The 25,763-nt window shown below is 68.6% G+C and carries 18 protein-coding genes; 14 read left to right on the top strand and 4 right to left on the bottom strand.

Translation table 11 applies throughout. From position 1 onward, the window contains the following. Positions 1–36: 36 nt before the first annotated feature. Together OG329_RS02750 and OG329_RS02745 are read left to right on the top strand one after the other, a co-directional pair. Positions 37–2,214 (top strand): MMPL family transporter, encoded by a 2,178-nt coding sequence (locus tag OG329_RS02750; RefSeq protein WP_405792440.1) that lies wholly within the window; start codon positions 37–39, stop codon positions 2,212–2,214. Positions 2,215–2,631: 417 nt separating this feature from the next. Then, entirely contained in the window at positions 2,632–4,632 is a 2,001-nt protein-coding gene (locus OG329_RS02745; protein WP_405792438.1) for a LuxR C-terminal-related transcriptional regulator, read from the top strand. 109 nt (positions 4,633–4,741) lie between these two features. On the opposite strand, the gene OG329_RS02740 is transcribed toward OG329_RS02745, so the two are convergent. After that, positions 4,742–7,399 carry an AAA family ATPase gene (locus OG329_RS02740; protein ID WP_405792436.1) on the bottom strand — a complete coding sequence of 886 codons (2,658 nt, stop codon included), beginning with the start codon at positions 7,397–7,399 and terminating at the stop codon, positions 4,742–4,744. Positions 7,400–7,639: 240 nt separating this feature from the next. Between OG329_RS02740 and OG329_RS02735 the strand changes: the two genes are divergently transcribed. Then, positions 7,640–8,530: an aromatic prenyltransferase gene (locus OG329_RS02735; protein WP_405792434.1), complete on the top strand. Its 891-nt coding sequence runs from the start codon at positions 7,640–7,642 to the stop codon at positions 8,528–8,530. 18 nt (positions 8,531–8,548) lie between these two features. Here the strand turns inward: OG329_RS02735 and OG329_RS02730 are convergent, their stop codons facing one another. Next, positions 8,549–10,168 carry a response regulator gene (locus OG329_RS02730; RefSeq protein ID WP_405792432.1) on the bottom strand — a complete coding sequence of 540 codons (1,620 nt, stop codon included), beginning with the start codon at positions 10,166–10,168 and terminating at the stop codon, positions 8,549–8,551. Positions 10,169–10,849: 681 nt separating this feature from the next. Here OG329_RS02730 and OG329_RS02725 point away from each other — a divergent pair. After that, on the top strand, positions 10,850–12,022 hold the full coding sequence (locus OG329_RS02725) for a 3-deoxy-7-phosphoheptulonate synthase (protein ID WP_405792430.1): 1,173 nt from the start codon (positions 10,850–10,852) through the stop codon (positions 12,020–12,022). Here the strand turns inward: OG329_RS02725 and OG329_RS02720 are convergent. Further along, a complete protein-coding gene (locus OG329_RS02720) occupies positions 12,006–14,012 on the bottom strand; it encodes an anthranilate synthase family protein (RefSeq protein ID WP_405792428.1) in 2,007 nt (668 codons plus the stop codon). The genes OG329_RS02725 and OG329_RS02720 overlap by 17 nt on opposite strands. A gap of 212 nt (positions 14,013–14,224) precedes the next feature. Here OG329_RS02720 and OG329_RS02715 point away from each other — a divergent pair, with 212 nt between their 5' ends. The 10 genes from OG329_RS02715 to OG329_RS02670 all read left to right on the top strand — a co-directional run bounded on the left by OG329_RS02715 (position 14,225) and on the right by OG329_RS02670 (position 24,849). Then, a complete protein-coding gene (locus OG329_RS02715) occupies positions 14,225–15,553 on the top strand; it encodes an aspartate kinase (RefSeq protein ID WP_405792426.1) in 1,329 nt (442 codons plus the stop codon). Positions 15,554–15,594: 41 nt separating this feature from the next. Further along, entirely contained in the window at positions 15,595–16,419 is an 825-nt protein-coding gene (locus OG329_RS02710; RefSeq protein ID WP_405792424.1) for a 2-amino-3,7-dideoxy-D-threo-hept-6-ulosonate synthase, read from the top strand. Between the two features lie 32 nt (positions 16,420–16,451). Next, entirely contained in the window at positions 16,452–17,555 is a 1,104-nt protein-coding gene (locus OG329_RS02705) for a 3-dehydroquinate synthase II family protein (RefSeq protein ID WP_405792422.1), read from the top strand. A 3-nt stretch (positions 17,556–17,558) separates the two neighbouring features. Beyond that, the gene (locus OG329_RS02700; RefSeq protein ID WP_405792420.1) at positions 17,559–18,359 is read left to right on the top strand and encodes an amidohydrolase family protein; all 801 of its coding nucleotides are present in this window, start codon (positions 17,559–17,561) and stop codon (positions 18,357–18,359) included. Next, positions 18,352–19,668, top strand: a complete 1,317-nt coding sequence (locus OG329_RS02695) for a phenylacetate--CoA ligase family protein (RefSeq protein ID WP_405792418.1) — start codon at positions 18,352–18,354, stop codon at positions 19,666–19,668. The genes OG329_RS02700 and OG329_RS02695 overlap by 8 nt, the downstream gene beginning before the upstream one ends. A 28-nt stretch (positions 19,669–19,696) precedes the next feature. Then, entirely contained in the window at positions 19,697–20,896 is a 1,200-nt protein-coding gene (locus tag OG329_RS02690; RefSeq protein WP_405792416.1) for an FAD-dependent monooxygenase, read from the top strand. A 2-nt stretch (positions 20,897–20,898) separates the two neighbouring features. Next, the gene (locus OG329_RS02685) at positions 20,899–21,684 is read left to right on the top strand and encodes a 2,3-dihydro-2,3-dihydroxybenzoate dehydrogenase (RefSeq protein ID WP_405792414.1); all 786 of its coding nucleotides are present in this window, start codon (positions 20,899–20,901) and stop codon (positions 21,682–21,684) included. Between the two features lie 32 nt (positions 21,685–21,716). Continuing rightward, the gene (locus OG329_RS02680; RefSeq protein WP_405792412.1) at positions 21,717–22,355 is read left to right on the top strand and encodes an isochorismatase family protein; all 639 of its coding nucleotides are present in this window, start codon (positions 21,717–21,719) and stop codon (positions 22,353–22,355) included. A 64-nt stretch (positions 22,356–22,419) separates the two neighbouring features. Next, positions 22,420–24,027: a DUF6851 domain-containing protein gene (locus tag OG329_RS02675; RefSeq protein ID WP_405792410.1), complete on the top strand. Its 1,608-nt coding sequence runs from the start codon at positions 22,420–22,422 to the stop codon at positions 24,025–24,027. Positions 24,028–24,147: 120 nt separating this feature from the next. Continuing rightward, entirely contained in the window at positions 24,148–24,849 is a 702-nt protein-coding gene (locus tag OG329_RS02670) for an SDR family NAD(P)-dependent oxidoreductase (RefSeq protein WP_405792408.1), read from the top strand. 49 nt (positions 24,850–24,898) lie between these two features. On the opposite strand, the gene OG329_RS02665 is transcribed toward OG329_RS02670, so the two are convergent. Then, positions 24,899–25,636 carry a DUF6081 family protein gene (locus OG329_RS02665; protein WP_405792407.1) on the bottom strand — a complete coding sequence of 246 codons (738 nt, stop codon included), beginning with the start codon at positions 25,634–25,636 and terminating at the stop codon, positions 24,899–24,901. Between the last annotated feature and the right edge of the window lie 127 nt (positions 25,637–25,763).

The following is a 25,763-nucleotide window of genomic DNA, read 5'->3' as shown; positions in this document are numbered from 1 at the left end:
GTTGAGCGCAACGCTCAACGACTCGAGGAGAAGCAGATGCCAACCGAGACTCCCCGTACGGATGGAGCTCTGGCGGGACTGGCCCGGTTCTGTTTTCGGCGCCGCCGCCTGGTCCTCCTCACGTGGATAGTTGGCGTGATCGTCGTCGCGTTCGTCGGCTTCGGCTTCGGCGCCGACCCCGACAACGACTTCACCGGTGGCGACACCGGGTCCGCCAAGGCACAGGCACTGATCGAGGATCACTTCCCCGAGCAGCAAGGGGACACGCTGACTCTCGCGATCAAGGCGGAGAAGGGGATCGACGACTCCGCCGCCCGGCAGAAGATCGAGAAGGTCGTCGCCGAGCTGTCCGACTCGGCCATCACCGGGCCGGTGATCTCGCCGTACCAGGACGAGCAACTGGTCACGGAGGATCGTCGTATCGCCCGTACGACCATCCCGCTGACCGACAAGAATCTGACCAAGGCCGATGTCAAACCCCTGGTCACCACGGTCAAGGAGGCATCCGGCGACGGTGTGACGCTGGGGCTGGGCGGGGACAAGGCGGAGAAGGCCGAGACACCCAAGCAGGGTCCGGCCGAAGGCGTCGGCGTCCTGGCCGCAGCGGTGATCCTGTTCCTCGCCTTCGGGTCACTCGTGGCGATGGGTCTGCCGATCGTGACGGCGCTGGTGGCGATCCTCGGCGGCATCGCCCTGATCAAGCTCGTGGGGCATGTGGTCCCCTCCCCGGACTTCACCGTGCTCGTCGCCGCGTTGATCGGGCTCGGCGTCGGCATCGACTACGCGCTGTTCATCGTGACCCGCTACAAGGAGAGCCTGAAGGCCGGTGACGATCCCGAGACCGCCACGGTCAAGGCCATCACCACGGCGGGTCACGCGGTGCTGTTCGCGGGTACGACCGTCGTGATCGCGCTCCTGGGCCTGGTCACCATGGGACAGCGGCTGATGACCGGCGTGGCCATCGGCGCGTCGCTGACCGTACTGGTCACGATGATCGCCGCGGTGACCCTGCTGCCGGCGTTCCTGGGCTTCACCGGCCACAAGATCAGCTCGCTGCGGCTGCCCCGTCGTACGTCCCGCAAGCACGAACCGGTCGGTGCCCCGGCCCGCGAGCGCCGTACCCCCGCCGAGCGCTGGGCCGGTGTGGTGCAGCGCAAGCCGCTGATCGCCGCCGCGCTGGCCGGTGCCGGTCTGCTGGTGCTGGCCGCACCCGCGCTGTCGATGCGGCTGAGCCTGCCCGACGCCAGCGTCCAGCCCCATGACCGGAGCAGTTACACCTCGTACGAGATCATCTCCGAAGGCTTCGGTCCCGGTTACGGCGCACCCCTGATCTTCGCCACCGAGATCGGTTCCAGGGACGCGGATCTGAGTCCCGCGATCGCGGCGGTCGGCGCGACCGGGGGCATCGCCCATGTCACACAGCCCCGGATCAGCGAGGACGGGCAGGCCGCCACCTTCATGGCCTTCCCCAAGACCGGATATCAGGACGAGGCGACCAAGGACCTGGTGCACGAGCTGCGCGACGATGTGCTGCCGGACGCGTCCGGCGGCGAAGACATCTATGTCGGAGGCCCGAACGCGGGCGCGATCGACTTCGCCCAGGAGACCAGCTCGCGGCTGCCGTTGATGATCGCCGTCGTCATCGTGATGTCCCTGCTGCTGCTGATCGCGCTGGTCCGCTCGGTCACGATCGCGCTCCAGGCCGCCGTGATGAACCTGCTGTCGATCGGGGCCGCCTACGGTGTGCTGGTCGCGGTCGTGCAGTGGGGATGGCTGGGCAAGGCCCTCGGATTCCCGACCGAGATGCCGATCACGACGTGGGTCCCGATGATGATGTTCCCGGTGCTGTTCGGTCTGTCGATGGACTACGAGGTCTTCCTGATCTCGCGGATCCGTGAGGAGTACGAGCGCACCGGCGACACCCGCAGGGCCGTGACGAGCGGACTCGCCCGTACCGCCAAGGTCATCACCGCCGCGGCGGCGATCATGATCGCCGTCTTCACGACCTCGTTGCTCGGCCCGGACGTCGCGATCAAGCAGATCGGTCTCGGCATGGCCGTCGCGGTGTTCATCGACGCCACCATCATCCGGATGATCCTCGTGCCCGCGGTGATGGAGCTGTGCGGCAACGCCAACTGGTGGATGCCCGGACGCCGGGCGCCGAAGGCGACTTCCGCTCCGCAGGCCGAGGTCGGGGAGGACGCCAGAGTCTGACCATTTCGCGATCACTGAGCCACTGAGAGCCCCCGACGCGGTTTGGTCGGGGGCTCTCGGATTGAATCGGGACGACGGCTTCGTTATCCGCCGTGGCATGGAAATATGGCATCCTTGATAGCGTCTCGTGCGGCGGTGGAGTTTGAACGGAGCCAGTTATTTTTGTCATGGGGAGACCAGTCAAAAGTAATATGGTTGACCGTGGGAATTGCATTCTCAGGCCATGACAAAACTTCTATGGAGATAGTTCAGGATCTGTACTAATTTGATCGAAGCTTTTCGGTCGGTGTGAAAAGTGCAGAAGCGTGCGGTCTGTGGTGATCGTGATCATTCCAGTCGCATGAGCATAATCTACGGGGGGTTATGGAAATGAGACCGACGATAGCGAACAGAAAGCCGACGGTCACGAGACGGCCGGTGCCGGGGCTGCTGGACGAAGGTGCCGGCGAACAAGTGTTGCGGGATCTCATCGGGGCCGACATCGATCATGAATTGATCAGCTTCGCGGCCGGCGCCGGAGGCAATCACCTGCTCCTCGCCGAACTCGCGCTGGGGCTGGTGGAAGAAGGACTCCTCCACGAGTACGACGGTACGGCCCGCCTGACCGATCGGCGGATTCCGCGTCGCGTTCTGGAATTCGTGGAGCGTCGGATGGTTGAGCTGAGCACGGGCTGTCAGCAGTTCCTGAAGGTCGCCGCCGTATTGGGCAGATCCTTTATGCTGGAGGATGTGTCCAGAATGCTGGACCGGTCCTCCGCCACCTTGCTCGCGCCGTTGGACGAGGCGCTGGTATCGGGCTTCGTCGTTGAGGCGGCGGATCAACTCGCGTTCCAGAGTGATTTCCTCTTGCAGGGGGTCATCGAGTCCATCCCCGTTCCGGCGCGTGGCGCGTTGGTGCGTGAGGCGAGGGGGCGCACCGGGCGAGGCGCCCACGCCTATGAAGAGCAGTTCCGGGCGGCGGAGCACCCCAGGGAGCGTCCGGCGGAACGTCCGGCAGACCCGCCGAATTTGGCTGTCGAGGAAGCCGGCGGGGCGTACTCGAAGGCCCATGGGCTGATAATGAACGGTGAGGCGACGGCTGGAATACGTGTCGCGGAACGGATTCTCGCCGGACCGGGCATATCGACTTCCGACCGGCTCGACGCGGAGGCGTCCCTCGTTCTGGGTTACTTCCTGCTGGGCAAGGAAGAAGCGGAGAAATACTCCGAGAGAATTCTGCGCGAACGCGGTAGGGAGCGGGGCGATATCGCCGCTTCGATGGCGCTGACAACGCTGTCCAATCTGCGCTGGCGTGCTGGGGAATTGAGCGAGGGTCTGGAGCTGGGACGTACCGCTGTGAGATACGGCGACACTGTCGATCCCGTCTGGCGCCTTCATTTCCAGCTCGCTCTGGCCGGGAAGCTGGCAAACCTTCGTGAATTCGAGAAGGCCGAGGCGCTGATCGATGACGCGGAAGTCGGCCTGCAAGGGGTCTCCACGCAGGTCTGGGCCGCGGCGCCGGCGGCGATGCGGGCCCGGCTCTATCTACAGGCCGGACGGTTCAGAGACGCCCACCGGCAGGCGCAGTTGGTGACGTCCGCGTTGGAGCCGGACGCCGTTCCCGTACTGCGACCCCTGGCGTTCTGCGTGCTCAGCACCGTCGCTCTGTACACCGGGGACCTGCCCACAGCCGCCGAGTATCTGAGGCGGGCGCAGAGCGAGTTGGCGGGTGACGGGGCGGCTCTCCAGTCCGCGCAGTACGCCTGGACGGAAGTGCGTGTCGCGGCCAAGAGCGAAGGGCCTCGAGCCGCCATCGAGCTGTTGTCCGGCAAGTACGGCCATCTTCCGACGCGGCGCAGTCTGTACGTCGAGGACCCGGGTGCCGGCGCGTTCCTGGTCCGCCTCGCACTCGATGTAGGGGACGCCGGCCTCGAGCGCAAGGTTCTCGAAACGGTGGACGGTCTCGCGCGCGACAATGCTGGCGTCTCGGTCATCGCTCTGAGCGCCTTGCACGCGAACGCGTTGGCCAACAGCGATCAGGCCGGGCTGGCACACATTATCGCGCAGTCGCCGGACCCCGTCTCCGTCGCCCTGGCGACGGCGGAACTCGCCAAACTCCATTCCGCGAAGGCTTCGGCGAAGAGGCCGCAGAACGCGGCCCCGGCCATTTCCGAAGAAGTCGGCTTCCAGCAGGATGCCACGTGCTGGTCCAGTCTCTCGGACATGGAGCGGCGGATCTCCTATCTGGTGAGTGTCGGTCTGACGAATCGTGAGATCGCCAAACGCGTGTACCTGTCGGCGCATACCGTGAATTACCATCTCAGGAAGGTATTCAGGAAGCTCGGTATCAGCACCCGCGCCGAACTGGCACGCGGAGCCGCGATCTATTCGAGCGGGGCGGCGGTCTATTCGCTGGGAGACGAGCAGGAGACGGACTGAGCGTCGACGCTGCCGACCCTGCCGACCCTGCCGATCCGTTTGACCCGGCCGACCCGACTGATTCGACCGATCCGAGGTGACCCGCCGCAGCGCCTTCGCCGCGGCGGGATCAGCCCGCGTAACCCCGCTGTCGCGAGGCGGCTGTCACAGGTGAGACGGCCTCGTGCGCGAGGAAGTGTTTGGTCAGTTCGACGCGGCTGTTGATATCGAGCTTCGAGAACACACGCCGCAGATGACTGTCGACGGTATGGGGCGACAGGAACAGCATGCTCGCCGCTTCTCTGTTGGTTCTGCCGTCGACGATCGCCCGTACGACACGCAGCTCCGCCCCCGTAAGACTCTCCCAGCCCGACTTGGGCCGGTCGGCGGTCAGCGGACGTACGTTGTGCGCGCCCAGTTGGCGCAGCTTCTTCTGCACTCGCGCCAGATCACGCTGCGCACCGCACTCCAGATAGAGATTCATGGCGGACTCGAGAAGCCGAACCGTCCGGGCTCTGTTGCCCCTGTTCTCCTCCTCCCGCGCCGCGTCCTCGAGTGCGCTGCCCTCCGCCAGCGGGCGCGCGGCGAGCCGGTACAGTTCCACGGCGCGATCCAGAGCGATCGGGTCGTTTCGCAGGACGCCCTCGGCGTGTTCGGCGCCGCCCGCCAACGACGGCACGTTCGGATTGCGATCGGCGATCCGCCGGGCGAACTCGGCCGCCAGTTCGGCCTCTTCGCCGAGTCCCACCCGCCGGGCCAGACGTACGAGCGCCGCCGCCGCGGTCGGCGCCTCGGTGAACAGCAACGGATCGGGTGTGACCTGGCCCTCGACGTTGATCAGCGTCTGCACCATCATCGCCGGACGCCCACCGGCCGCGTGGAACTGGGCGAGCGCCCAGTCCAGGCCGGCCCTGTAGGCGCCCGTGTCACCGGTCACCAGCCGTTCGGTCATGCGCAACTGTTCGCTGGCGGTGGCGAGATCGCCTCGGTGCATGCTGACGCGGGCCAGAACGAGCCGCGCGGGTACGGAGTTCTCCGGTGCCGAGCCGTCCGCCGGACGAAGCGCGGTCTCGGCTTCGGCACGCGCTTCCTCAAGTCGGCCGGCCGCTGCCAGGAGTTCGGCGCGATGGCCGTGCCACAGGGACTCGGGCCAGGGCCCGCCGAGCTTCTGTGCCTCCTTCTTGACGGCGGCGCAGACATCCGCGGCCTCCTCGAACTGATCGGCCGCGAGCAGGGCCCGGACCAGCCATGTCCACGGCGGGCGTTCGTCCGTGTCCGCGTACGGCGCGGGCGACGCCTGCCGCGACTCGTCACCCCGGGAGACGAACGACGGCGCGAAGGCGGCCGGTTGACCGCGCCACGGTGCCACGAGAGCGCCGGGCCCGTCGCTCACGCGCTGCGCGGTGTCCACGAGCGTCCCCTTCAACTTGGCACGATCCAGCTCACAGACGTCTTCTCGCTCCAGCGTTCGCCGAACCAGCTCGGCCGCCGCTCCATGGCGGTCGGCGTCCCGCAGCCCCTGCCCCAACTCGACCACCAGGTGCGCCTCGGCCGCCGCGTCGACGGCGGGGCGCAGGGCGACCTCCGCGAGGTGGCCCGCCTCGGTGCCCCGCCCCGCTCCCGCGAGCAGCCGCAGGGCGTGGGCCAGCGCGCGCGGTGCTTCGTCGGCCCCGTCTCCGAGAGCCGAGACGGCCCGTGCCGTCATGTCGGCGTCGTCGTCACCCTCATCGCGTCCTGGCTGTACGTGAGGAGTCCCGGCGCCGGTCTCCGACGCGGCGGCGACCGGCTCCCCCTCCCGGAACATGGCGTGCTGTAGCGCCTCCTCGATCACCTCGTGGGCGAACGCCAGCTCCACGCCGTTCCGTCGCACCACGCCGACCTGCACCGCATCGTCGACCGTGGCGGCCAGAGCCACAGCCGACTCACCCAGCGAGGCCGCTGCCTCCTCGACCGTGAACGTATGACCGAGCCGCCCGCGAGACACGAGCAGACGCCGAACCGGGGGCGGCATCTCGTCCAGCAGGCGGCCAACCGCCGTGAGAACACCCTCGGGCAGATGCTCGGCCACCACCGACGCCGTGCCGTCGACAATGACCACCTGTCCCGCCTGGACGAGCGCGCCGAGCACACACTCCAACAGCCACGGGTTGCCCCCGCAGCGAGCCGCCCAACTGAGCACGGACGCATCAGGTTTGGCGCCGAGAACGCCGGTACACAGCTCGGCGACCGCCTCATTGTCCAGCGACCCCAGATGAAGCCGTACCGAGGCATGTTCGGCCAGCCAGCCGATGGCGTGCTGGGCGAGCGACCGTGCGGGCACCGGCCGGCGCGCGAGCAGCCACAGCACCGGTGCCGAGGCGAGTGACTGCACGAGCCCCCGCAGGACCAGACCACCGACGTCGTCGACCCGCTGGGCGTCGTCCAGAACGATCATCAGGGGTTGTCTGCGTGCCGCGTTCTCGACCAGCTCACCCAGACGATCCACCAACCAGAAAGGATTTCTGTCCGGACGGACCAGATCATCGAAATCGATTTCGTCCGACGTGACGTGCCGTAAGAAATTGGTCAGCAAATGAACGGGGGCCGGCCGATCGGTTCCACTCGCCCGCCCCGCCACCACGGTCAAGCCGCGTTCCGCACCCTCCAGGGCGGCGGCTTTCAACAGGCGGGTCCTGCCTGTGCCGAACGGCCCTTCGATCACGACACAGCCGCCGGAGCCGCGCTCGGTGGCATCCAAATGGCCGACCAACGCGGACAGTACGTGTGCACGCCCTACCAATGGATTCATGATTCTCCCCGTGTCCCTCCGGAGAATAGCGCGTGCCTCGAACATGGCGATATCACGATGGTGTTCAACTGTCCGTACTGGTCAGTTGAACACCGAATCCTAATGCCAGGAGAGTTTTAAGGGACCGGCGGCGGTACGGCATGAACGCCCGTACGCCGGCACTACTCGCGTGAGTAGTGGTCAGGCCGGTGCGCCGCGATTATCGTCGTGCCATTCCGATTCCCAGAACGTGGAGGATTGATGTCCGGAACTGCCGAGGTGGCGGACCTTTACTCGACCATCGAAGAATCGGCTCGACTGCTGGACGTGGCCTGCTCGCGCGACCGGGTCCGGCCCGTCCTGACCGCGTACGGGGACACATTCGCGCACGCCGCGACCGTGGTCGCTTTCAGGGTGGCGACCGGTGTACGCCACGTGGGAGAGCTCGACTGCCGCTTCACGACACATCCGGACGAGCGAGATCCGTACGGTGTCGCCCTGTCGAACGGACTGACGGCGGAGACGAACCATCCCGTGGGGGCTCTGCTCGCACATCTCCGGGAGCGCTGCCCCATCGACAGTTTCGGTATCGATTTCGGAGTCGTCGGCGGTTTCAAGAAGATCTATTCCTTCTTCACTCCGGATGATCTACAGGAGCTGTCGAAGCTTGCCGAAATCCCGTCCATGCCGCGCGGTCTGGCCGAGAACGCCGATCTGTTCTCCCACTACGGCCTGGCAGACCGAATCGGCGTGATCGGGATCGACTATCCGCACAGAACGGTGAACGTGTACTTCAACGACGTACCCGCCGAATGCTTCCAATCGAAGACCATCGTGTCGATGCTCCGCGAAATGGGACTGCCGGAGCCGAGTGAGCAGGCTCTGCAACTCGGCGAGGAAGCGTTCGGACTGTATGCCACATTGAGCTGGGACGGTTCGAGAGTTGAGCGGATGTGTTATGCCGCGACGACTACGGACCTGTCGACTCTTCCCGTTCGACTCGACCCGGGGATCGAGCAGTTCGTGAAAAGCGTTCCCTACGGTGACGCAGACCGTAAGTTCGTCTACGGCGTCGCGGCGTCACCCGAGGGGGAGTACTACAAACTTGAGTCACACTACAAATGGAAGCCCGGGGCGATGGACTTCATCTGATGCCAGGTGTCTGACGACTCAGATCCAGCCGGCCTTCGCGGCGGCGTGCACGGCACTGATCCTGTTTCCGGCCTTCAGTTTGTGTATGGCCGAATGGATGTGATTTCGGACCGTTCCCGGACTCAGATGCAGTTGGGACGCGATCGCGGTGATGGGGCTGCCGTCCTCCGCCGCCTTCAGGATCTCCGCCTCACGGGCGGTCAGCGGGTTCTCGCCGACGGCCAGCATCTCGGCGACCAGCTCCGGGGGGCAGTGCCGTCCCCCCGAGCGCACTTCACGGATCACCCTGCTCAGCTCGCTGACCGAGGTCTCCTTGGTGAGGACTCCCCGCACCCCCGCCTGGAGGGCCCGCCGCAGATGTCCGGGTTTGGCGTCGTGGGTCAGGATCACGACGGGGAAACCGGGCCGTTCCCGGTTCAACTGCTCGGCGACCTCGACCCCGTTCATGCCCGGCATATGCACATCGAGAACGGCCAGCTCCGCCTGGTGTTCGTTCACCAGCTCCAGCACGCCGTCGCCGCGTCCTGTGTGGGCCACGACCTCGATGTCTCCGGACAGTTGGAGAAGTTCGGTCAGGGCCTCCCGGGTGAGGGCTTCGTCCTTGGCCAGGACCACCTTGATCGCCATCTTTCGCCACCAGTCGCTGCGGCTCAACGGGGCTGTCGCCTCGACGCGATACGTGAGATGAGGGCCCGCGCTGTGCACCAGCGTGCCGCCGATGTCGCGCAGCTTCGTCGTCAGCGCGGCCAGCCCGGCCCCTGTCCCGGGCGTGGAGTAGCGGTGCCCGGCGCCGTTGTTGGTGATCCGCAGATGCGCCGTCCGGCTGCCGGCCCAGACCTCGATCAGACAGTGACCGGCCTCGCTGTGCCGGACGATGTTGCCGGCCGCCTCCCGCGCCACTCGGCCGAACGCCTTCTGGATCGGCCAGGGCAGCGTGGCCAGAGCGCGGGTGACCTCGACCCGTACCCCCATGGACTCCAGGTCGGTACGCACCCCCTCGATCTCGGTGGCCAGGGCGTGGGCCTCGGCGAGGGGGCGGCGCGCGAGAACGGTCGCCAACTCGGCCCGGGGCAGGCCCGGCTGGGCGCCGGGGAGCAGCGCCACCAGCTCGCTCTCGCGGTTGATCGCGGCGAGCGTGTGGCCGAGCACGTCGTGGAGGTCGGAGGCCGAGGACGACTCCGGGCGGACGTACCTCTCCGTCGTCCGGTGGACCAAGGCGGGCGCCATCAGCACATATCCCGCCGCTACGGCGGGAATCGCGCCGAGCAGTTGTTCAGGCGGCGCGTCCCGCAGGAGCAGACCGGACGCCCCGGCGCGCAGGGCGTCGCGGCCCTGTTCCCGGTGATCGGGCGCGGTCAGGATGATGACCCTGGGAGGGTCGGCGGCGTCCAGCAGGCGCCCGGTCGTGGCGACGATGTTCATGCCGGGTGCCCCGGTGCCCAGCACCACCACGTCCGGGTGGGTCTCGGCGGCGCGGGCCACCGCTTCCTCACCGGTGGCGGCCTCGCCCGCCAACTCCAGTCCGGGAGCGGCCTCGATCACCGCCGCCAGCACGGAGCGGGCCGACATCTCGGGATCGGCCACGAGTACGGAGTACGTCGTCGTCGCCGCGAGCCGTGGCGGAAGGACGTCTGACATCGGAATGTCCCCCTAGGTCCTGTCCGGCGGATCCGACCGGCCTGTGTGTACGGAGGCAGCCCCGGGAGTCTCCGGAACCGTCGATTTCCACAGGAACAGCCTCTCCGGCCGGCTGTGGTCGACTCGCGACGTAAGGGCGAATTCCGGGTGCCGTCGAAACAGGTAACCCTAACCTAACTGGGAGCATGTGAAAGATCATTGGTGGAATCCCCCGCTATGCGCTCGAGTCGCAGAAATTGACTTTAACTCCTCTGGCCTCAACTCCTCTACCCTTGATTTTCCCTCTGAAGTCGATCCGCGCGGAGCCCCGGCCGGACGACGACGTGAGGCCGAAGACGGCGAGGGTCCGCCGCTGCGCTGCTGCGCCGGTGCCCGCGCACGCCGGCCGTCACCCGGTCGGTCGCCCGGTCGGTCGGCCGGTGGAAATCATGTCCGCAGCGGCGCGAAGACGTGATGTGCGGGCGCCGGTTGCCAGGTCACGCTAGGGGCACCCGCCTCGACGGTGCGGGAACCTCCGGCGTGGCCGGGCCGGTTCGGGCCAACGACACCCCGCTCATCGGCGGCCGGGCCCTGGGCCCGCCATGGCTCCCGGAGGCACGTCTCGCTGATCTCTCGACGGGAGCACACATGCAACCACCCAGCTCTACGGCGGACTTCACCCGACTCGGGCCGTGGGAGGACATGCCGGCGGCCCAGCAACCCGACTGGCGAAAACACGCCGCGTACGACGAGGCGTGTCAGGGGCTGGCGTCGGCTCCGCCCTTGGTGACGGCGGCGGAGGTCCGGGGGCTGCGACGGTCGCTGTCGGCACTCCTGACGACCGACGCTCTCCTGCTTCAACTGGGCGACTGCGCGGAGAGCTTCTACGAATGCACCCCTTGGCATATATCGGAGAAGCTGCGTGTCATCGACGAATTGGGAGATCGATTCAGTGAACTCACCGGCCGGCGCGTCATCCGGGTCGGCCGTATGGGCGGGCAGTTCGCGAAACCCAGATCACAGCCGACCGAACGTCACGGCGCACTGATAATTCCCTCATTTCAGGGGCACATGATTAATTCGGAGATCGCCACGCCGATGACCCGGCAGCCCAACCCTGAGCGCATGTTGTGGGCCTATGACGCCGGCGACAGAGTGCAGCGGGCGATGCGGACACACCGGCGCGGAGATGGTCGTACGCCGGAAACGGAAGGGCCGTGGTCGAGCCACGAGGCCCTGGTCATCGACTACGAATCCCGGTTGATCCGCCGCGACCCCGACACGGATGAGCTGTATCTGGCCTCCACGCACCTGCCTTGGGTGGGGGAACGCACACGCCAACCGGCGGACGCGCACGTCGCCCTGCTCTCCGCCGTGGTGAATCCGGTGGGGTGCAAGATCGGACCGACCGCGAACCCCGACGACATTGCGCGGTTGTGCGCGGCACTTGATCCACGGCGTGAGCCCGGTCGCCTCGTGCTGATACCGCGGATGGGCCGGGACCGGATTCAGGAGATCCTGCCGCCCCTTGTCCGCCGTGTGGCGAATGCGGGACATCCGGTGGTGTGGCTGAGCGATCCCATGCACGGCAACACGGTGAAGACCCGGCTCGGTCTGAAAACACGTCATCTCGACGACGTGATCACCGAGGCGCTGCGATTTCGCGACATCGTGGAGGAGAGCCGGCAGCACGCCGCCGGACTCCATCTGGAGGTCGCCGCGGACGAGGTGACGGAGTGCGTCGGCGGATCGGTGGGGAGCGAGGACGAGCTGCCGCGTCACTACACCTCACTGTGCGATCCGAGGCTCAACGCCGGCCAGGCCCTCGAGTTGGTCGAGGCGTGGGCGAAGGGAACCGCTACCGGCGGTTCGTGACGTGAGCGCGGGGCGCGCCGGCGCCGGTGTCCTCCGCGTCCCTGAGCAGTGAGGTGAGCAGGTCACCGAGGATCCGCGGGCCGTGCTGGGTGAGTATCGATTCGAGATGGAACTGCACGGACCGGAACCCCGCACCGCGCAGGGCGTGCACTTCGCCCGTCCGGGCGCTCCGGCTGATGTCCACCGGCTCGCGCCGTCCGGTGCCGGGCACCACGTCGTGGTCGGCGTACGCGGCGTACGTGTTGTAGAAGCCCACGAGTTCGGCCTGGCCGAACAGGTTGACGAGCTTCTGCACGCCTTGGTTGGGCACCGCCCGCCGTACGATCTCGAGGCCCAGCTCGGTGGCGAGTATCTGATGGCTCAGACAGATCGACAGGAACGGGACCGTACCGGCGAGCAGTTCACGGGTGAGCGTACGGAGCGTGCTCATACGCGGGTCCGTCACATCGCGGGGGTCGCCGGGGCCGGGACCGACGATGACGAGGTCGAACCCGTCCCGGGGCAGCGGGTTGTCGAACCGGGTGATCGTGGTCCGCAGGCCGAGGGCCCGCAGTTGATGGCCGAGCATTCCCGTAAAGGTGTCCTCGTTGTCGATGACCAGCACACGCCGGCCGTCCAGCGCCGGGTCCGGTGCCCGCCGATGTCCCGCGTCGAGCCAGAAGCGCGACAGCGTGGCGTTGCGGCTCTCCAACGCCAGGCTCACCAGGGGATGTGCGGAAGGTGATTCGTAGGCTCCGGCCGAGCCGGGCTTGCCGCCCGCGCCGGTACGTTCCACCCCGAGGCCGAGCGCCTGGAGCATGCCCGCGGCCTTGGCGCGCGTCTCGGCCACCTCGGAGTCGGGGTCGGAGTCACGGACGAGGCTGGCGCCGACGCCCAGGCGCAGTCGGCCGTCGGTGGCGACCTCGGCGGTCCGGATCATGATGGCCGAGTCGAGTGTGCGGCTGCCCGCCGGATCACGGCCGATCAGCGCGAGGACGCCGCCGTAGTAGCCGCGGCCCGTGGTCTCGTGACGGCCGATGACCCGGAAGGCGTTCTCGAGCGGACTGCCGGTCACGGTCGGGGCGAGCAGGGTCTCGCGCAGTACGTCGCGTACGTCGAGATCGCTCTCGCCGGTCAGTATGTATTCGGAGTGGGTCAGGCGCGCCATTTCCTTCAGGAAGGGGCCGTGAACCCGCCCGCCGGAGGTGCATATACGGGCCATCATCTTCAATTCCTCGTCGACCACCATATAGAGTTCGTTGGCCTCTTTGCGGTCGTTCAGGAAATCCAGGAGACCGGAAATGTCCGGCCCGGTCGAAGGGTGCCGGTAGGTACCGCTGATGGGGTTCATCGAGACGGTGCCGTCGGCCATGCTGACATGTCTTTCCGGCGATGCGCCGATAAACGTTCCCGCGCCGGTGTGGAACAGGAATGTCCAGTACGAGCCGAGTTCACCGGTCAGCAGCCGGCGGAAGACGGCGAGTTCTGTGCCGACCGAGCAGTCGTCCAACCGTGCGACGAAGGAGCGCCGGATGACGAAGTTGGATCCGGCGCCCTGCCCGATCTCCTCACCCAGCACCCGCTTGACGATCGCCGCGTAGCCCTCGTCGCTGATGTCGAATCCGGACTCGGACACGCGCACGTTCCGCTCGGGGAGGGCTGCCAGGGCCTGGTCACGGCCGAGTTCGGCCTGCTCGTGGACGCGCATGGCGAGCAACGGCGCGTGATCGTCACGGCAGACGAACCCGCGCTCGGTGATCTGCCGGTACGGGACCGCCACGAGCAGGTCGTGTCCCGCTCCGCTCGCCGACAGCTCGGGGAGCGGCAGCTCCGCGAGGGTGTCCACGGTGTGGATCTCGCCGGTCAGAACCTCCACGGGCGCGTTCCGCGCCGAGCCGGGCCGGTAAGGCGCCGAGCCGGGCCGGTAAAGCAGGGCGAAGGCGCGACCGTCCTCGCCGAGGCCGGTCAGAACATCCGGGGGGCCGGCCGTGCCGGAATCCGTGCCGTACATATCGCTCCCCTTTGTTGTGAGATCAGATCGCAGCTCTCGATACTGCGGTGATGAAAGGCGCCGCACAATGACGCGATGCCGCCATCACGTGATTCCGTCAACGGCCCCGGCGGCATGGCGTGAATATCTGAATGAGGTCCGCTACCCATGCGAGTAGTGGGCCAGGAGCTGCGCCGCGATTACTGTCGTGGCATACCGGTTCGACAAGGGGGGTGAAAACGACCGTGGATGTACTGGTCCAAAAATATGGCGGTACTTCTCTGGGGACACTTGACCGCGTTCGCCACGCCGCCCTGCGCGTCGCGGCGGCACGGCGGGGCGGACCGTCGGTGGCGGTGGTCGTCTCCGCACGCGGCGGCAGAACCGATGAACTGCTGCGGCTGGCCGCGGACATCGGCGCCGAACCCGCGTCCCCGGCACCGTCCCCGGCCTCCGCGGTGTCCACGTCCTCGTCCATGGCCATGGATCGCGAACTGGATCAGTTGCTGGCCGTGGGGGAGTGCGAGTCGGCGGCGCTGCTGGCTCTCGCCCTCAACGGCATGGGTGTGCCGGCCATCTCGCTGACCGGCCACCAGGCCGGGATCCGGACCACCGACCGGCACGGCGACGCGCTCATCTCGAGGATCGGGGCGGCGCGTGTGAGCGCCGCTCTGGCCGGGGGCAAGGTCGCGGTGGTCACCGGATTCCAGGGCGTGGACGACTCCGGGGACATCGCCACGCTCGGGCGTGGCGGCTCCGACACGAGCGCGGTGGCGCTGGCGGCTCGGCTTCGCGCGTCGGCGTGCGAGATCTACACCGACGTGGACGGCGTCTTCAGCGCCGACCCCCGCATCCTCCCCGCGGCCCGCTGCCTGCCGTGGATCCACCCCGGAGTCATGGCGGAGATGGCCTTCGCCGGCGCGCGGATCCTGCACACCCGCTGCATCGAACTGGCCGCCATGGAAGGGGTCGAAGTGCGCGTGCGGAACGCGTCGTCGCAGGCGCCCGGGACGTCGGTGGTCGACCGGCACGACGATCGGCCCCTGGAGACCCGGCGGGCCGTCGTGGCGGTGACCCACGACACCGACGTCGCGCGGGTGCTCGTGCACTGCCGGGACAGCCGCCGGGACCTGGCGCCCGACGTGTTCGAAGTGCTGGCCGCCCAGGGGACGGTGGTGGACCTGGTCGCCAGATCCGGGCCGTACGAGAACGAGTTCCGCATGGGATTCACGATCCGCCGCAGCCAGACCGACCCCGTGCGCGCCGCACTGCACCAGGTGGCGGCCGAATTCGGCGGGGGCGTTCATTTCGACGAGAACGTCGGCAAGGTGTCGGTGGTCGGGATGGGCCTGCTCAGCCGGCCGCAGTACACCGCCCGCCTCATGGCGGCACTGGCCACGGCCGGGATCCCGACGAGCTGGATCTCCACCTCCCAGATGCGGCTGTCCGTGATCGTGCCGCGAGAACGCGTCGTTGACGCCGTCGAGACGCTGCACCGCGAGTTCCGGCTCGACCGGCAGGAGCCGGTGGACATGCCGGTGGACACCACGTCCGCGACCTGAACTCCGGCCGTTCCGCCACCGTTTGAGAGAGGCAGGACACAGTGGCTGTACACAACGCTTCGTTCGCTCGGGGGCTGCGCCTGCGACGCCTGTTCCGGCACGGCGACGGGCGCCTGCTCGTCGTACCGCTCGATCACTCCGTCACCGACGGGCCGCTGCGCCGCGGCGATCTGAACTCCCTGCTCGGTGAGCTGGCCGGCACCGGAGTCGACGCCGTGGTGCTGCACAAGGGCAGTCTTCGGCACGTCGACCACAACTGGTTCGGCGCCATGTCGCTGATCGTGCATCTGAACGCGAGTACGAGGCACGCCCCCGATCCGGACGCGAAGTATCTGGTCGCCCATGTGGAGGAAGCACTGCGGCTGGGCGCCGACGCGGTCAGCGTGCACGTCAATCTCGGCTCGCGTCAGGAGGCCCGCCAGGTCGCCGATCTGGCGGCGGTGGCGGGGGAGTGCGACCACTCGAACGTCCCGCTGCTCGCCATGGTCTACGCCCGCGGACCGCAGATCGCCGATTCGCGGGCACCCGAACTGGTGGCGCACGCCGCGTCACTGGCCGCCGACCTCGGCGCGGACATCGTCAAGACCGACTACCCGGGCACACCCGAGCAGATGGCCGATGTCGTACGCGCCTGCCCGATCCCGGTCATCGTGGCCGGCGGCCCGCGCACGGCCGACACCGAAGCGGTACTGGCCCAGGTGTCCGACGCGCTGCGCGGCGGGGCGGCCGGAGTGGCCATGGGCCGCAACGTCTTCCAGGCCGAGCGGCCCGGCCGGACGGCGGCCGCGATCGCGCGCCTGGTGCATGAATCACCCCACGTCCCGGACCGGGACGGTGTGAACAACCATCTCGCCCTCACGTCATGAGACTTCCCGACCCTTCAGCCGAGGAGAAATCTGTGAAGCTGTGCTGGCTGGACATCCGCGACGCCGACGGCGCCAAGCAAGCCATAGTCGAGGAAGCCGTCCACCAGAGGGTGGACGCCATCGTGGCGGCCGAACTGGCCGACCTGGAGCCGCTTCCCCCGACCGTGAAGAAGGTTCTGTTCCCGAAGAATCAGCCGCTGCCGGAGAAGCTGGCACCGGCCGACCTCGTCATCGTCGACCCGGCGCTCCACGGGGAGCCCGCCGAACTGGCGCACCGTCACCCCGATGTGGAGTTCGGCCGGTACGTGGAGATCACGGACGCCGCCAGCCTGGACGACGCCTGCCGCGCGGCGCGCCTGGACAAGTGGAGCCTGCTGTACTTCCGCGACCCCACCAAGATCCCGCTGGAGATCGTGCTGGCCGCCGCGGCCGGAGCGGACGGCAGCACCATCACGCAGGTGGCCGACGTGGAGGAGGCGCGGATCGTCTTCGGCGTCCTGGAGCACGGCTCGGACGGCGTGATGCTCGCCTCGCGCGCGCCGGGGGAGGCGACCGGACTCAAGGCCGCGGCGGTCAGCGAGACGGCGGAACTGCCGCTCGTGGAGCTGGAGATCACCGGGATCCGGCGAGCGGGGATGGGCGAACGGGCATGCGTCGACACCTGCACCAACTTCGGTCTGGACGAGGGGATCCTCGTCGGCTCGCACTCCACCGGCATGATCTTGTGCTGTAGCGAGACCCACCCGCTTCCGTACATGCCGACCCGGCCGTTCCGGGTCAACGCCGGTGCGCTCCACTCGTACACGCTGTCCGCCGAGGGGCGCACCAACTACCTCAGTGAACTCGTCGCCGGCGGCAGGGTGCTCGCCGTCGACGCGAAGGGGCGGTCACGGGTCGTCACCGTGGGGCGGGTCAAGATCGAGACGCGCCCGCTGCTGGCGATCGACGCGGTCTCGGCGTCCGGTGTCAGCGTCAACCTCATCGTCCAAGACGACTGGCACGTACGGGTGTTGGGGCCGGGCGGCACGGTTTTGAACGTCACGGATCTGACGGCGGGTACGAAGGTGCTCGGCCATCTGCCGGTCAAGCAGCGGCATGTCGGCTACCCGATCGACGAGTTCTGCATCGAGAAGTGAGCCATGGCCGCCATGACCGCACAGCCCGTGCTGGACTTCCACGTACGCCTGGCACCCCGGCCGGGCGCCGGTGAACGGCTCCTGTCGACGCTGGACGACTGCGCTCTGACGCGAGCGGTGGTGTGCGCGGGCGGCACCATCGACCTGGACCGGCTGTCCCGCCAGCTCGTCGAGGGCGGGCACGTCCAGACCGACGCCGACAACGACGCGGTGCTGAAAATCTGCGCGGGCACCGACGGGCGCCTGGTGCCGTTCTTCTTCGCCAACCCGCACCGCCCGCCCGAGGTGTACCGGTCCAGCGCCGCCGAGTTCCACGGCCTGGAGATCTCACCCGCCGTCCACGGCATCGGCCTCACCGATCCACGAATCGCCGAACTCGTCGCCGTGGCAGCCGAGTTCGGCCACTCGGTGTACGTGGTGTGCCTGGCCAGGCGCGGTGCGACCGTGGCCGACCTGGTCGGCCTGGCCCGCCGGTTCCCGCGCGTGAACTTCGTCCTGGGACACAGCGGCATCGGCAACATCGACCTCCACGCCCTCACCCTGATCCGGGACGAGCCCAACATCCTGCTGGAGACCTCCGGCGGATACACGTGCGTGGCCGAGGCCGCGCTGAGCCGCCTCGGCGCCGAGCGGATGGTCTTCGGCACCGAGTACCCGCTCCAGCACCCGTCCGTGGAGCTGGCCAAATTCCGGGCACTGGGGCTGCCGCCCGAGCACTGGCGGCGCATTGCCTGGGACAACGCGCATCGACTGCTGGGCCAGGTCCGGGGAATCGACCGTCAGGAGAGGAAAAGCGGTGAATGACGTACGTTCGAGCCTGCCTCAACTCGGCGAGTGGAAGGGGCCGCAGGAGCTGCGGCGCCTCCAGGAGAAGCAACTGCCGCAGACCGTCGCCTGGGCGGCGCGCTCGCCGTTCTACCGCCGCCGTCTGAACGCGGCGGCCCTGCCCACGACCCCCGCCGACCTCGCCACCCTGCCGCTGACCACCAAGCAGGACCTGCGGGACAACTACCCGTACGGCATGCTCGCCGTCCCCAAGGAGCGGCTGGCCACCTACCACGAGTCGAGCGGGACCGCAGGCTCGCCGACGCCCTCCTACTACACGCAGGAGGACTGGACCGACCTCGCCGAACGCTTCGCCCGCAAGTGGATAGGGATCTCCGGCGAGGACGTCTTCCTGGTGCGCACGCCGTACGCGCTGCTGCTGACAGGGCATCTCGCGCACGCCGCCGCCCGGCTGCGCGGCGCCACCGTCGTGCCAGGCGACAACCGGTCGCTGGCCATGCCGTACGCCCGCGTGGCACGGGTCATGCACGACCTCGGCGTCACCCTGACCTGGTCGGTGCCGACCGAATGCCTCATCTGGGCCGCCGCGGCGACCGCCGCCGGGCACCGGCCCGGCGCCGACTTCCCCGCGCTGCGCGCCCTGTTCGTCGGCGGCGAGCCGCTGACCGCCGCCCGCCGCCGCCGGATCAGCAAGCTGTGGGGCGTGCCGGTCATCGAGGAGTACGGCTCCACGGAGACCGGCAGCCTCGCCGGAGAGTGCCGGCACGGCCGGATGCATCTGTGGGCCGACCGGGCGCTGTTCGAGGTGTACGACCCGAAGACCGGCACCGTCCGCGCGGACGGCGAGGGCCAGCTCGTGGTCACACCGCTGTTCCGCGAGGCGATGCCCCTGCTGCGCTACAACCTCGAGGACAACGTGTCCGTCTCCTACGGAGACTGCGAATGCGGCTGGGACCTGCCCACGGTCCAGGTGTTCGGCAGGTCGGCGTTCGGCCACCGGGTCGGTGCCGCGACGATCACGCAGCACCGACTGGAGGAGCTTGTCTTCTCCCTCCCGGACTCCTACGCAGTGGTGTTCTGGCGGGCGAAGGCGGAACCGGCGCTGCTGCGCGTCGAGTTCGAGGTGGACGAGGAGCACCGGGCGCACGCGCAGGCGCGGTTGGCCGCCTCGGTGCGAGCCGAGTTCGGCGTCGACAGCGAGGTCGTCGGGCTGGCGCCGGGGACTCTCGTACCGCATGACGCGCTGACCGCCATGCCCGACGTGGTCAAGCCGCGCAGCCTGTTCGGGCCCGACGAGGACTGGGGCAAGGCGCTCCTCTACTACTGATGGCCCACTGCCTACCGATGGGGACGACATGCCTCAGATGAGGGTGGCCGTGGCCGGGGCCGGAATCGCCGGCCTCACCTTCGTCGCCGCCCTTCGCCGGGCCGGCGTCGACTGCCACGTCTACGAGCAGACGCAGCACCTGGCCGAGGTGGGCGCGGGAGTACAACTGGCGCCCAACGCCACCCGGTTGCTGCGCAGGCTGGGACTCGGGGAACGCCTGCGCGACGTCGCGGTCGCACCGCGGGCGATCGAGATGCGCCGCTGGGACGACGGCACGCTGCTGCAACGCACCCCGCTGGGCGACGAGTGCCACAGCCGCTTCGGGGCGCCGTACTACACCGTGCACCGCGCGGACCTGCACAGCGCTCTGCTCTCGCTCGTGCCACCCGACCAGGTGCACCTCGGGGCCCGTTGCGTCGCCGTCACACAGGACACCGACGCGGCGGTGCTGCACATGTCGGACGGTTCGACGGTCGCGGCCGACCTGGTCGTGGGCGCCGACGGCATTCACTCGGTCGCGCGGGAGCAGTTGGTCGCCGACCGGCCTCGCTACTCCGGGCAGACGATCTACCGGGGCCTCGTGTCTGCCGACCGAGTGCGCCATCTGCTCGCCGAACCCCGTGTGCGGTTGTGGCTCGGACCGGACCGGCACTGCGTGTGCTATCCGGTGTCCGCCGGCCGGCAGGTGAGCTTCGGCGCGACCGTCGCCGCCTCCGACTGGCGGGAGGAGTCCTGGTCGGCACGGGGCGACGCCGCCGAACTCGTGGCCGCGTACGAGGGCTGGCACCCGGACGTCGTACAACTGCTCGGCGCGGCGCGGACGGTCAGCAGATGGGCGCTGCACGATCGCGACAGCGTGGACCGGCTCGGCTCGGGGCGGGTGACCGTCATCGGCGATGCCGCGCATCCGATGCTGCCGTTCCAGGCCCAGGGCGCGAACCAGGCGATCGAGGACGCGTTCGTGCTCGCGGTCTGCCTGGCCGACGCGGGCACCGGCACTGGCACCGGGGGCCTGAGCGCGGCCCTGCGCCGCTACGAGCGGATCCGCCTCGCGCGCACCACGCGGATCCAGGGCCGGTCCCGTAACAACGCGAAGACCTTCCATCTGGCCGACGGGGACGCGCAGCGCCGTCGCGACACCGCCGCCCAGACCTCATCGGGTCTGGACGGGCACGAGTGGTTATTCGGGTACGACGCCGAGCACGCCGCCACGACCAGCGGGAGCTGATGATGGAACTGACCGGAATCGAGTCGAAGATCGCACTGGTCACCGGCGCGGCGCAGGGCATCGGCGCCGCCGTGGCGAGCGTTCTGGCGGGCGCGGGAGCACATGTCGCGGCCGTGGACCGCAACGCCGACGCGCTCGCCACCGCCGTGGCCAAGCTCACGGCCGGCGGCGGGTCGGTCCGCGGCTACGGCCTCGACGTCTGCGACAGCGAGGCGGTGGACGCGCTCGTGCGGCGCGTCGAGGACGAACAGGGGCCCATCGGCATCCTCGTCAACGCGGCCGGCGTCCTGCACACCGGCCGGGTGGTCGAACTGACGGACCGTCAGTGGGAGGAGACCTTCTCGGTCAACGCGGGCGGGGTGTTCCACATGTCCCGTGCGGTGGCCAGACGGATGACCGGCCGCCGCCAGGGCTCGATCGTGACCGTGGCGTCCAACGCCGCCGGCGTGCCGCGCGTGGAGATGGGCGCGTACGCCGCCTCGAAGGCCGCGTCCGCCCAGTTCACCCGGTGTCTGGGGCTGGAGCTTTCCGACTACGGCATCCGGTGCAACGTCGTCTCGCCCGGCTCCACCGACACACCCATGCTGCGCTCGATGTTCCACGAGGACGCCGATCCCCGGCAGGTGATCGAAGGCTCCCCGGCCGCGTACCGCGTGGGCATCCCGCTGCGGAAGCTGGCCCGGCCGCAGGACGTGGCGGAGGCGGTCGCGTACCTCGTGTCCGAGCAGGCCGGTCACGTCACGATGCACGACCTGTACGTGGACGGCGGCGCGGCCCTGCACGTATGACGCCGTCCGACACACCAAGCAGGAGGCGAACCATGGCCATGAACCCGATCGCGCCCTACCGCATGCCCGGCGACGGCGATCTGCCGAATCCGGCGGTGCCCTGGCGCCCGCGCCCGGACCGGGCCGTCGTGCTGGTGCATGACATGCAACGATATTTCCTGCGTCCGTTCCCGGCCGGGCAGTCGCCGCTGACCGAGCTGGTCGCCAACGTCGCGCAACTGCTCGCGGCGGCACGCGCCGCCGACATACCGGTGATGTACACGGCACAGCCGGGTGGCATGAGCCGTCAGGACCGCGCGCTGCTGCACGACTTCTGGGGACCCGGCATGGGTGTCGACGAGACCGATCGCGCCATCGCCGACGAAGTCGCCCCCGAACCGGGCGAGACGGTGCTCACCAAATGGCGCTACAGCGCGTTCTTCCGCAGCGACCTGGAGGAACGGCTACGGCGGTCGGGACGCGACCAGCTCATCGTCTGCGGTGTCTACGCGCACATGGGGTGCCTCATCACCGCCTGCGACGCGTTCAGCCGCGACATCCAGCCCTTCCTCGTGGCGGACGCGCTGGCCGACCTGACGCTCGACGACCACCTCATGGCGCTTCGCTACGCCGCGGACCGGTGCGCGGTGCCCCTGTCCACGGCCGACGTGCTCGCCGAGTTGGGGCACTAGGAAGCCGTACGTCCCTGTACATCCCCCAGATGTTTTCAGCCCATCAGCGAAGAGGACACCACGCATGACGACACTCAGACCTTCTTCGGTCGCAGGATCAGGATCAGGAACAGGAACAGGATCAGGATCAGGATCAGGATCCGCGCCGCGGCGCCGGACGCTGCTGCTCAGTGGGCTCGGCGGTGCCTCGACCGCGGCGCTCGCCACCCTCGGGCAGAGCGGAACCGCAGCCGCCGCCGGAGAGCCCGCCCGCCCGGTGACGGAGTCGGCCGCCGACTTCGACTTCGACACCGGCAATTTCGTCCTGGAGCTGATCGCCCCGTTCCATCCGGCCACGGACGCCATCGCCCCCATGGATGTGACCGTGCTGCACCGGTTCATCCATCTGTCCACCACCGCGTGGTTCGACGCGCTGGCGCCGTACCACCCGACCGCGGTCGGTGTGCACTCCCGGCTCGCCCGCCGTCCGGCCGGCGAGTCGGCCACCAACCGGAACAGGAACATCGCCGCCCTGCACGCCTCGTACCAGGTGATCAAGGGGGTGGAGCCGGGACGGGGGCCGCTTTTCCGGGAGTTGATGACCTCGGTCGGCCTCGACCCCGACGACAGGTCCGAGGACCCGACCAGTCCGGTCGGTATCGGCAATCTGGCCGGCAAGGCGGTCGTCGCGGCCAGTGAGCGCGACGGTATGAACCAGCTCGGTGACGAGGGGCGCCGGTACAACGGCGAGCCCTACGCGGACTACACCGGCTACCGGCCGGTCAACACCGCCTTCGACCTGGTCAACCCCTCCCGCTGGCAGCCGAAGCTGGGGCCCCACAGTCGCCGTCTCGGCGGGGGAGGGGGCGACAAGGGCATCTTCACCGTCCAGCACTTCGTCACCCCGCAGATGCGCCTGACGAAGGCACACACCTTCCGCGACCCGAGCCGGTTCAAGCTCGCCCCGCCCCGGCACACCGACCACACCCGGGCCCGCGACTACAAGCGCTCGGTGGACGAGATCCTGGCGGCGTCGGCCGCCCTCACCGACGAGCAGAAGGCGAAGGCGGAGTTCTTCGACAACAAGATATTGGGCCTCGGCATGTCGGTGGGCGCGGCGGCCCTGGCCCACGGCGAGCTGGACCTGGACCGTTGGGTCCATCTGCTCTTCGCCAACACCGTGTCGCTGTTCGACTCGCTGATCGCCGTCTGGCATCACAAGGCGGCGTACGACGCCGTACGCCCGTTCAGCGCGGTCCGGCATGTGTACGGCAGCGCCCGGGTCACCGCCTGGGGCGGCCCCGGCAAGGGGACCGTGGACGACATGCCCGCCGACGAGTGGGCGAGCTATCTGAACGTGGGGGACCACTCCGACTACCCGTCCGGCTCCACCACGCTCTGCTCCGCCCAGGCGCAGGCGGCCCGGCGCTTCTTCGACGACGACGTCCTGAACCTGCGATACAGCGCTCGCGCCGGCTCCTCGCTCGTGGAGCCGGGGATCACCCCCGCCCGTGATCTGACCCTGCACTTCGCCACCTGGACGGAATTCGTCCGGGACTGCGCCACCAGCCGGGTGTGGGGCGGGGTGCACTTCGCGAAGACGGTCGAGAGATCCATCGACTTCGGTGTGCAATTCGGCGATCTGGCCTACGAGTTCGTGCAGCGGCACGTCAAGGGCGACGTCGCTTTCTAGAACGCGGGCGGAGTCGAGCGAAATCCCGCGAATACGGGGTGAACGCCGGCGACAGGGCGGGGGTACCTTCGGCTGACCGGCCACGAGGCCGGGAATGCGGAGACACGGAGGGACACGTCAATGCCGGATCGCACTCATGTCGTTGTCATCGGCGGAACGTCGGGCCTCGGGCGCCATTTCGCCGAGACATGCGCCGAACGAGGAAACGACGTGATCATCACCGGCCGTTCCGAGGAACGGACCAAAGGTGTCGCGGACGAGATCGGCGGGCACACGCGCGGGCTCGCGCTGGATCTGACCGACCCGGAGCGGGTGGTGGCCGGGCTGGCCGACGTACGACGCGTCGACCAGCTCGTGCTCGCGGCACTCCACCGGGACCACAACACGGTCCGCGAATACCGTCCGGCCGACGCGACGCGCCTGCTGACGGTGAAACTCGTCGGCTATACGGCGGTCCTGCACGCCCTCGCCGCACGGATGAACGACGACAGCGCCGTCGTACTGCTCGGCGGCCTCGCCAGCCACCGGCCCTACCCCGGCTCCACGACCGTGACGACCGCCAACGGCGGCATCGGGGCCCTGGTCCGCACGCTGGCGGTGGAACTCTCGCCGATCCGGGTCAACGCCCTGCACCCGAGCATCGTCGCCGACACGCCGTTCTGGGACGACAAGCCGGCCGCACGCGAGGCCGCGCAGACGCGGGCGCTCACCAAGCGGCCGGTGACGATGCGGGACTGCACCGAGGCGATCACGTTCCTGCTGGAGAACCGCGCGATCAACGGTGTCAACCTGAACATCGACGGCGGAGACGTACTCATCTGACTGATCCGACCGATCCGACCGATCCGACTGATCTGACTCATCTGCCGGATCAGCCTCCGGTCGTGATCCGCCACGGCCCCCACCGGCCCCGCGCGCCCTGCCCGTGCTCACGCTCCCGGCGGGCGTAGCGGGAGAGGTCGCGGGCGGAGAACAGGGCCATGCCCGCGTCGAAGCCCGTCACCGGCACCGGAAGCCGTGCCCAGTAGGCGAGTTGGCCGTCGACGTACCACCGGGCCTCCGACGTCTCGGCCCGGTAGGTGATGGCGTAGCGGTGTGTACGGCCCGGCTCCGTCGCTACGTCCATGACGGCCCGGTGGATGTAGTGCTCGTGCGGGTGGGTCACGCCGGGGATCACCAGCCGTTCGACCACCGCGTACACGGTGTCGTTGGTCGCGGCGGCGTTGAGTACGACACCGGTCTCGAGGTCGAAGAGGTTCACCGTGCCGAAGGCGTCGAGCAGATCGTAGGGAATCTGGCGGTAGGTCCGTACCGCCATGTCGACCTCGAATGTCAACTGTCCCGCCGCCGGCACGGCGAAGTGCCGCACCGACCGGTACATCTGCTTGGCGTTGTTCCGCCTGGGGTCCGTGTCGTGGAAGCGGGTGAACGGGTCGACGGTCAGCTCCAGTCGCCCGTCCCCGGTGCGCACCAGTGCGTTGCGGTCCTGGTAGCGGTGACTTTCGCCGTCGGCCCCCTTCGTCGCCATGATTCGCCAGCGGGCGGTGTCGAGTTCGACGCTGGTGAAGTCGTCGTACGTCCAGGTGTTCATCTCCGTCGCCGAGGTCATTCAGCCACCATCGGCCCGGCCGCGGTCGCGGGGAATCACACGTTCACGCGGTTCCCGGGGGCGCACGCCATTTCCGCGCGGCCCGCCGGAAATCCCGTGAATGGGCCATGTCGGGGCGGGTGTTCCG

Source organism: Streptomyces sp. NBC_01506 (genome assembly GCF_045040295.1).
GTDB lineage: Bacteria > Actinomycetota > Actinomycetes > Streptomycetales > Streptomycetaceae > Streptomyces.
The sequence above is the reverse complement of the archived record's forward strand: the minus strand, read 5'-3'. Positions and strand labels throughout refer to the sequence as shown.

What these genes read in the sequence shown, in the direction of transcription:
- OG329_RS02750 (WP_405792440.1), top strand. Translation starts at nt 37, where the DNA reads ATGCCAACCGAGACTCCCCGTACGGATGGAGCTCTGGCGGGACTGGCC.
- OG329_RS02740 (WP_405792436.1), bottom strand. Translation starts at nt 7,399, where the DNA reads ATGAATCCATTGGTAGGGCGTGCACACGTACTGTCCGCGTTGGTCGGC.
- OG329_RS02735 (WP_405792434.1), top strand. Translation starts at nt 7,640, where the DNA reads ATGTCCGGAACTGCCGAGGTGGCGGACCTTTACTCGACCATCGAAGAA.
- OG329_RS02730 (WP_405792432.1), bottom strand. Translation starts at nt 10,168, where the DNA reads ATGTCAGACGTCCTTCCGCCACGGCTCGCGGCGACGACGACGTACTCC.
- OG329_RS02725 (WP_405792430.1), top strand. Translation starts at nt 10,850, where the DNA reads ATGCCGGCGGCCCAGCAACCCGACTGGCGAAAACACGCCGCGTACGAC.
- OG329_RS02720 (WP_405792428.1), bottom strand. Translation starts at nt 14,012, where the DNA reads ATGTACGGCACGGATTCCGGCACGGCCGGCCCCCCGGATGTTCTGACC.
- OG329_RS02700 (WP_405792420.1), top strand. Translation starts at nt 17,559, where the DNA reads ATGGCCGCCATGACCGCACAGCCCGTGCTGGACTTCCACGTACGCCTG.
- OG329_RS02690 (WP_405792416.1), top strand. Translation starts at nt 19,697, where the DNA reads ATGCCTCAGATGAGGGTGGCCGTGGCCGGGGCCGGAATCGCCGGCCTC.
- OG329_RS02685 (WP_405792414.1), top strand. Translation starts at nt 20,899, where the DNA reads ATGGAACTGACCGGAATCGAGTCGAAGATCGCACTGGTCACCGGCGCG.
- OG329_RS02680 (WP_405792412.1), top strand. Translation starts at nt 21,717, where the DNA reads ATGGCCATGAACCCGATCGCGCCCTACCGCATGCCCGGCGACGGCGAT.
- OG329_RS02675 (WP_405792410.1), top strand. Translation starts at nt 22,420, where the DNA reads ATGACGACACTCAGACCTTCTTCGGTCGCAGGATCAGGATCAGGAACA.
- OG329_RS02670 (WP_405792408.1), top strand. Translation starts at nt 24,148, where the DNA reads ATGCCGGATCGCACTCATGTCGTTGTCATCGGCGGAACGTCGGGCCTC.
- OG329_RS02665 (WP_405792407.1), bottom strand. Translation starts at nt 25,636, where the DNA reads ATGACCTCGGCGACGGAGATGAACACCTGGACGTACGACGACTTCACC.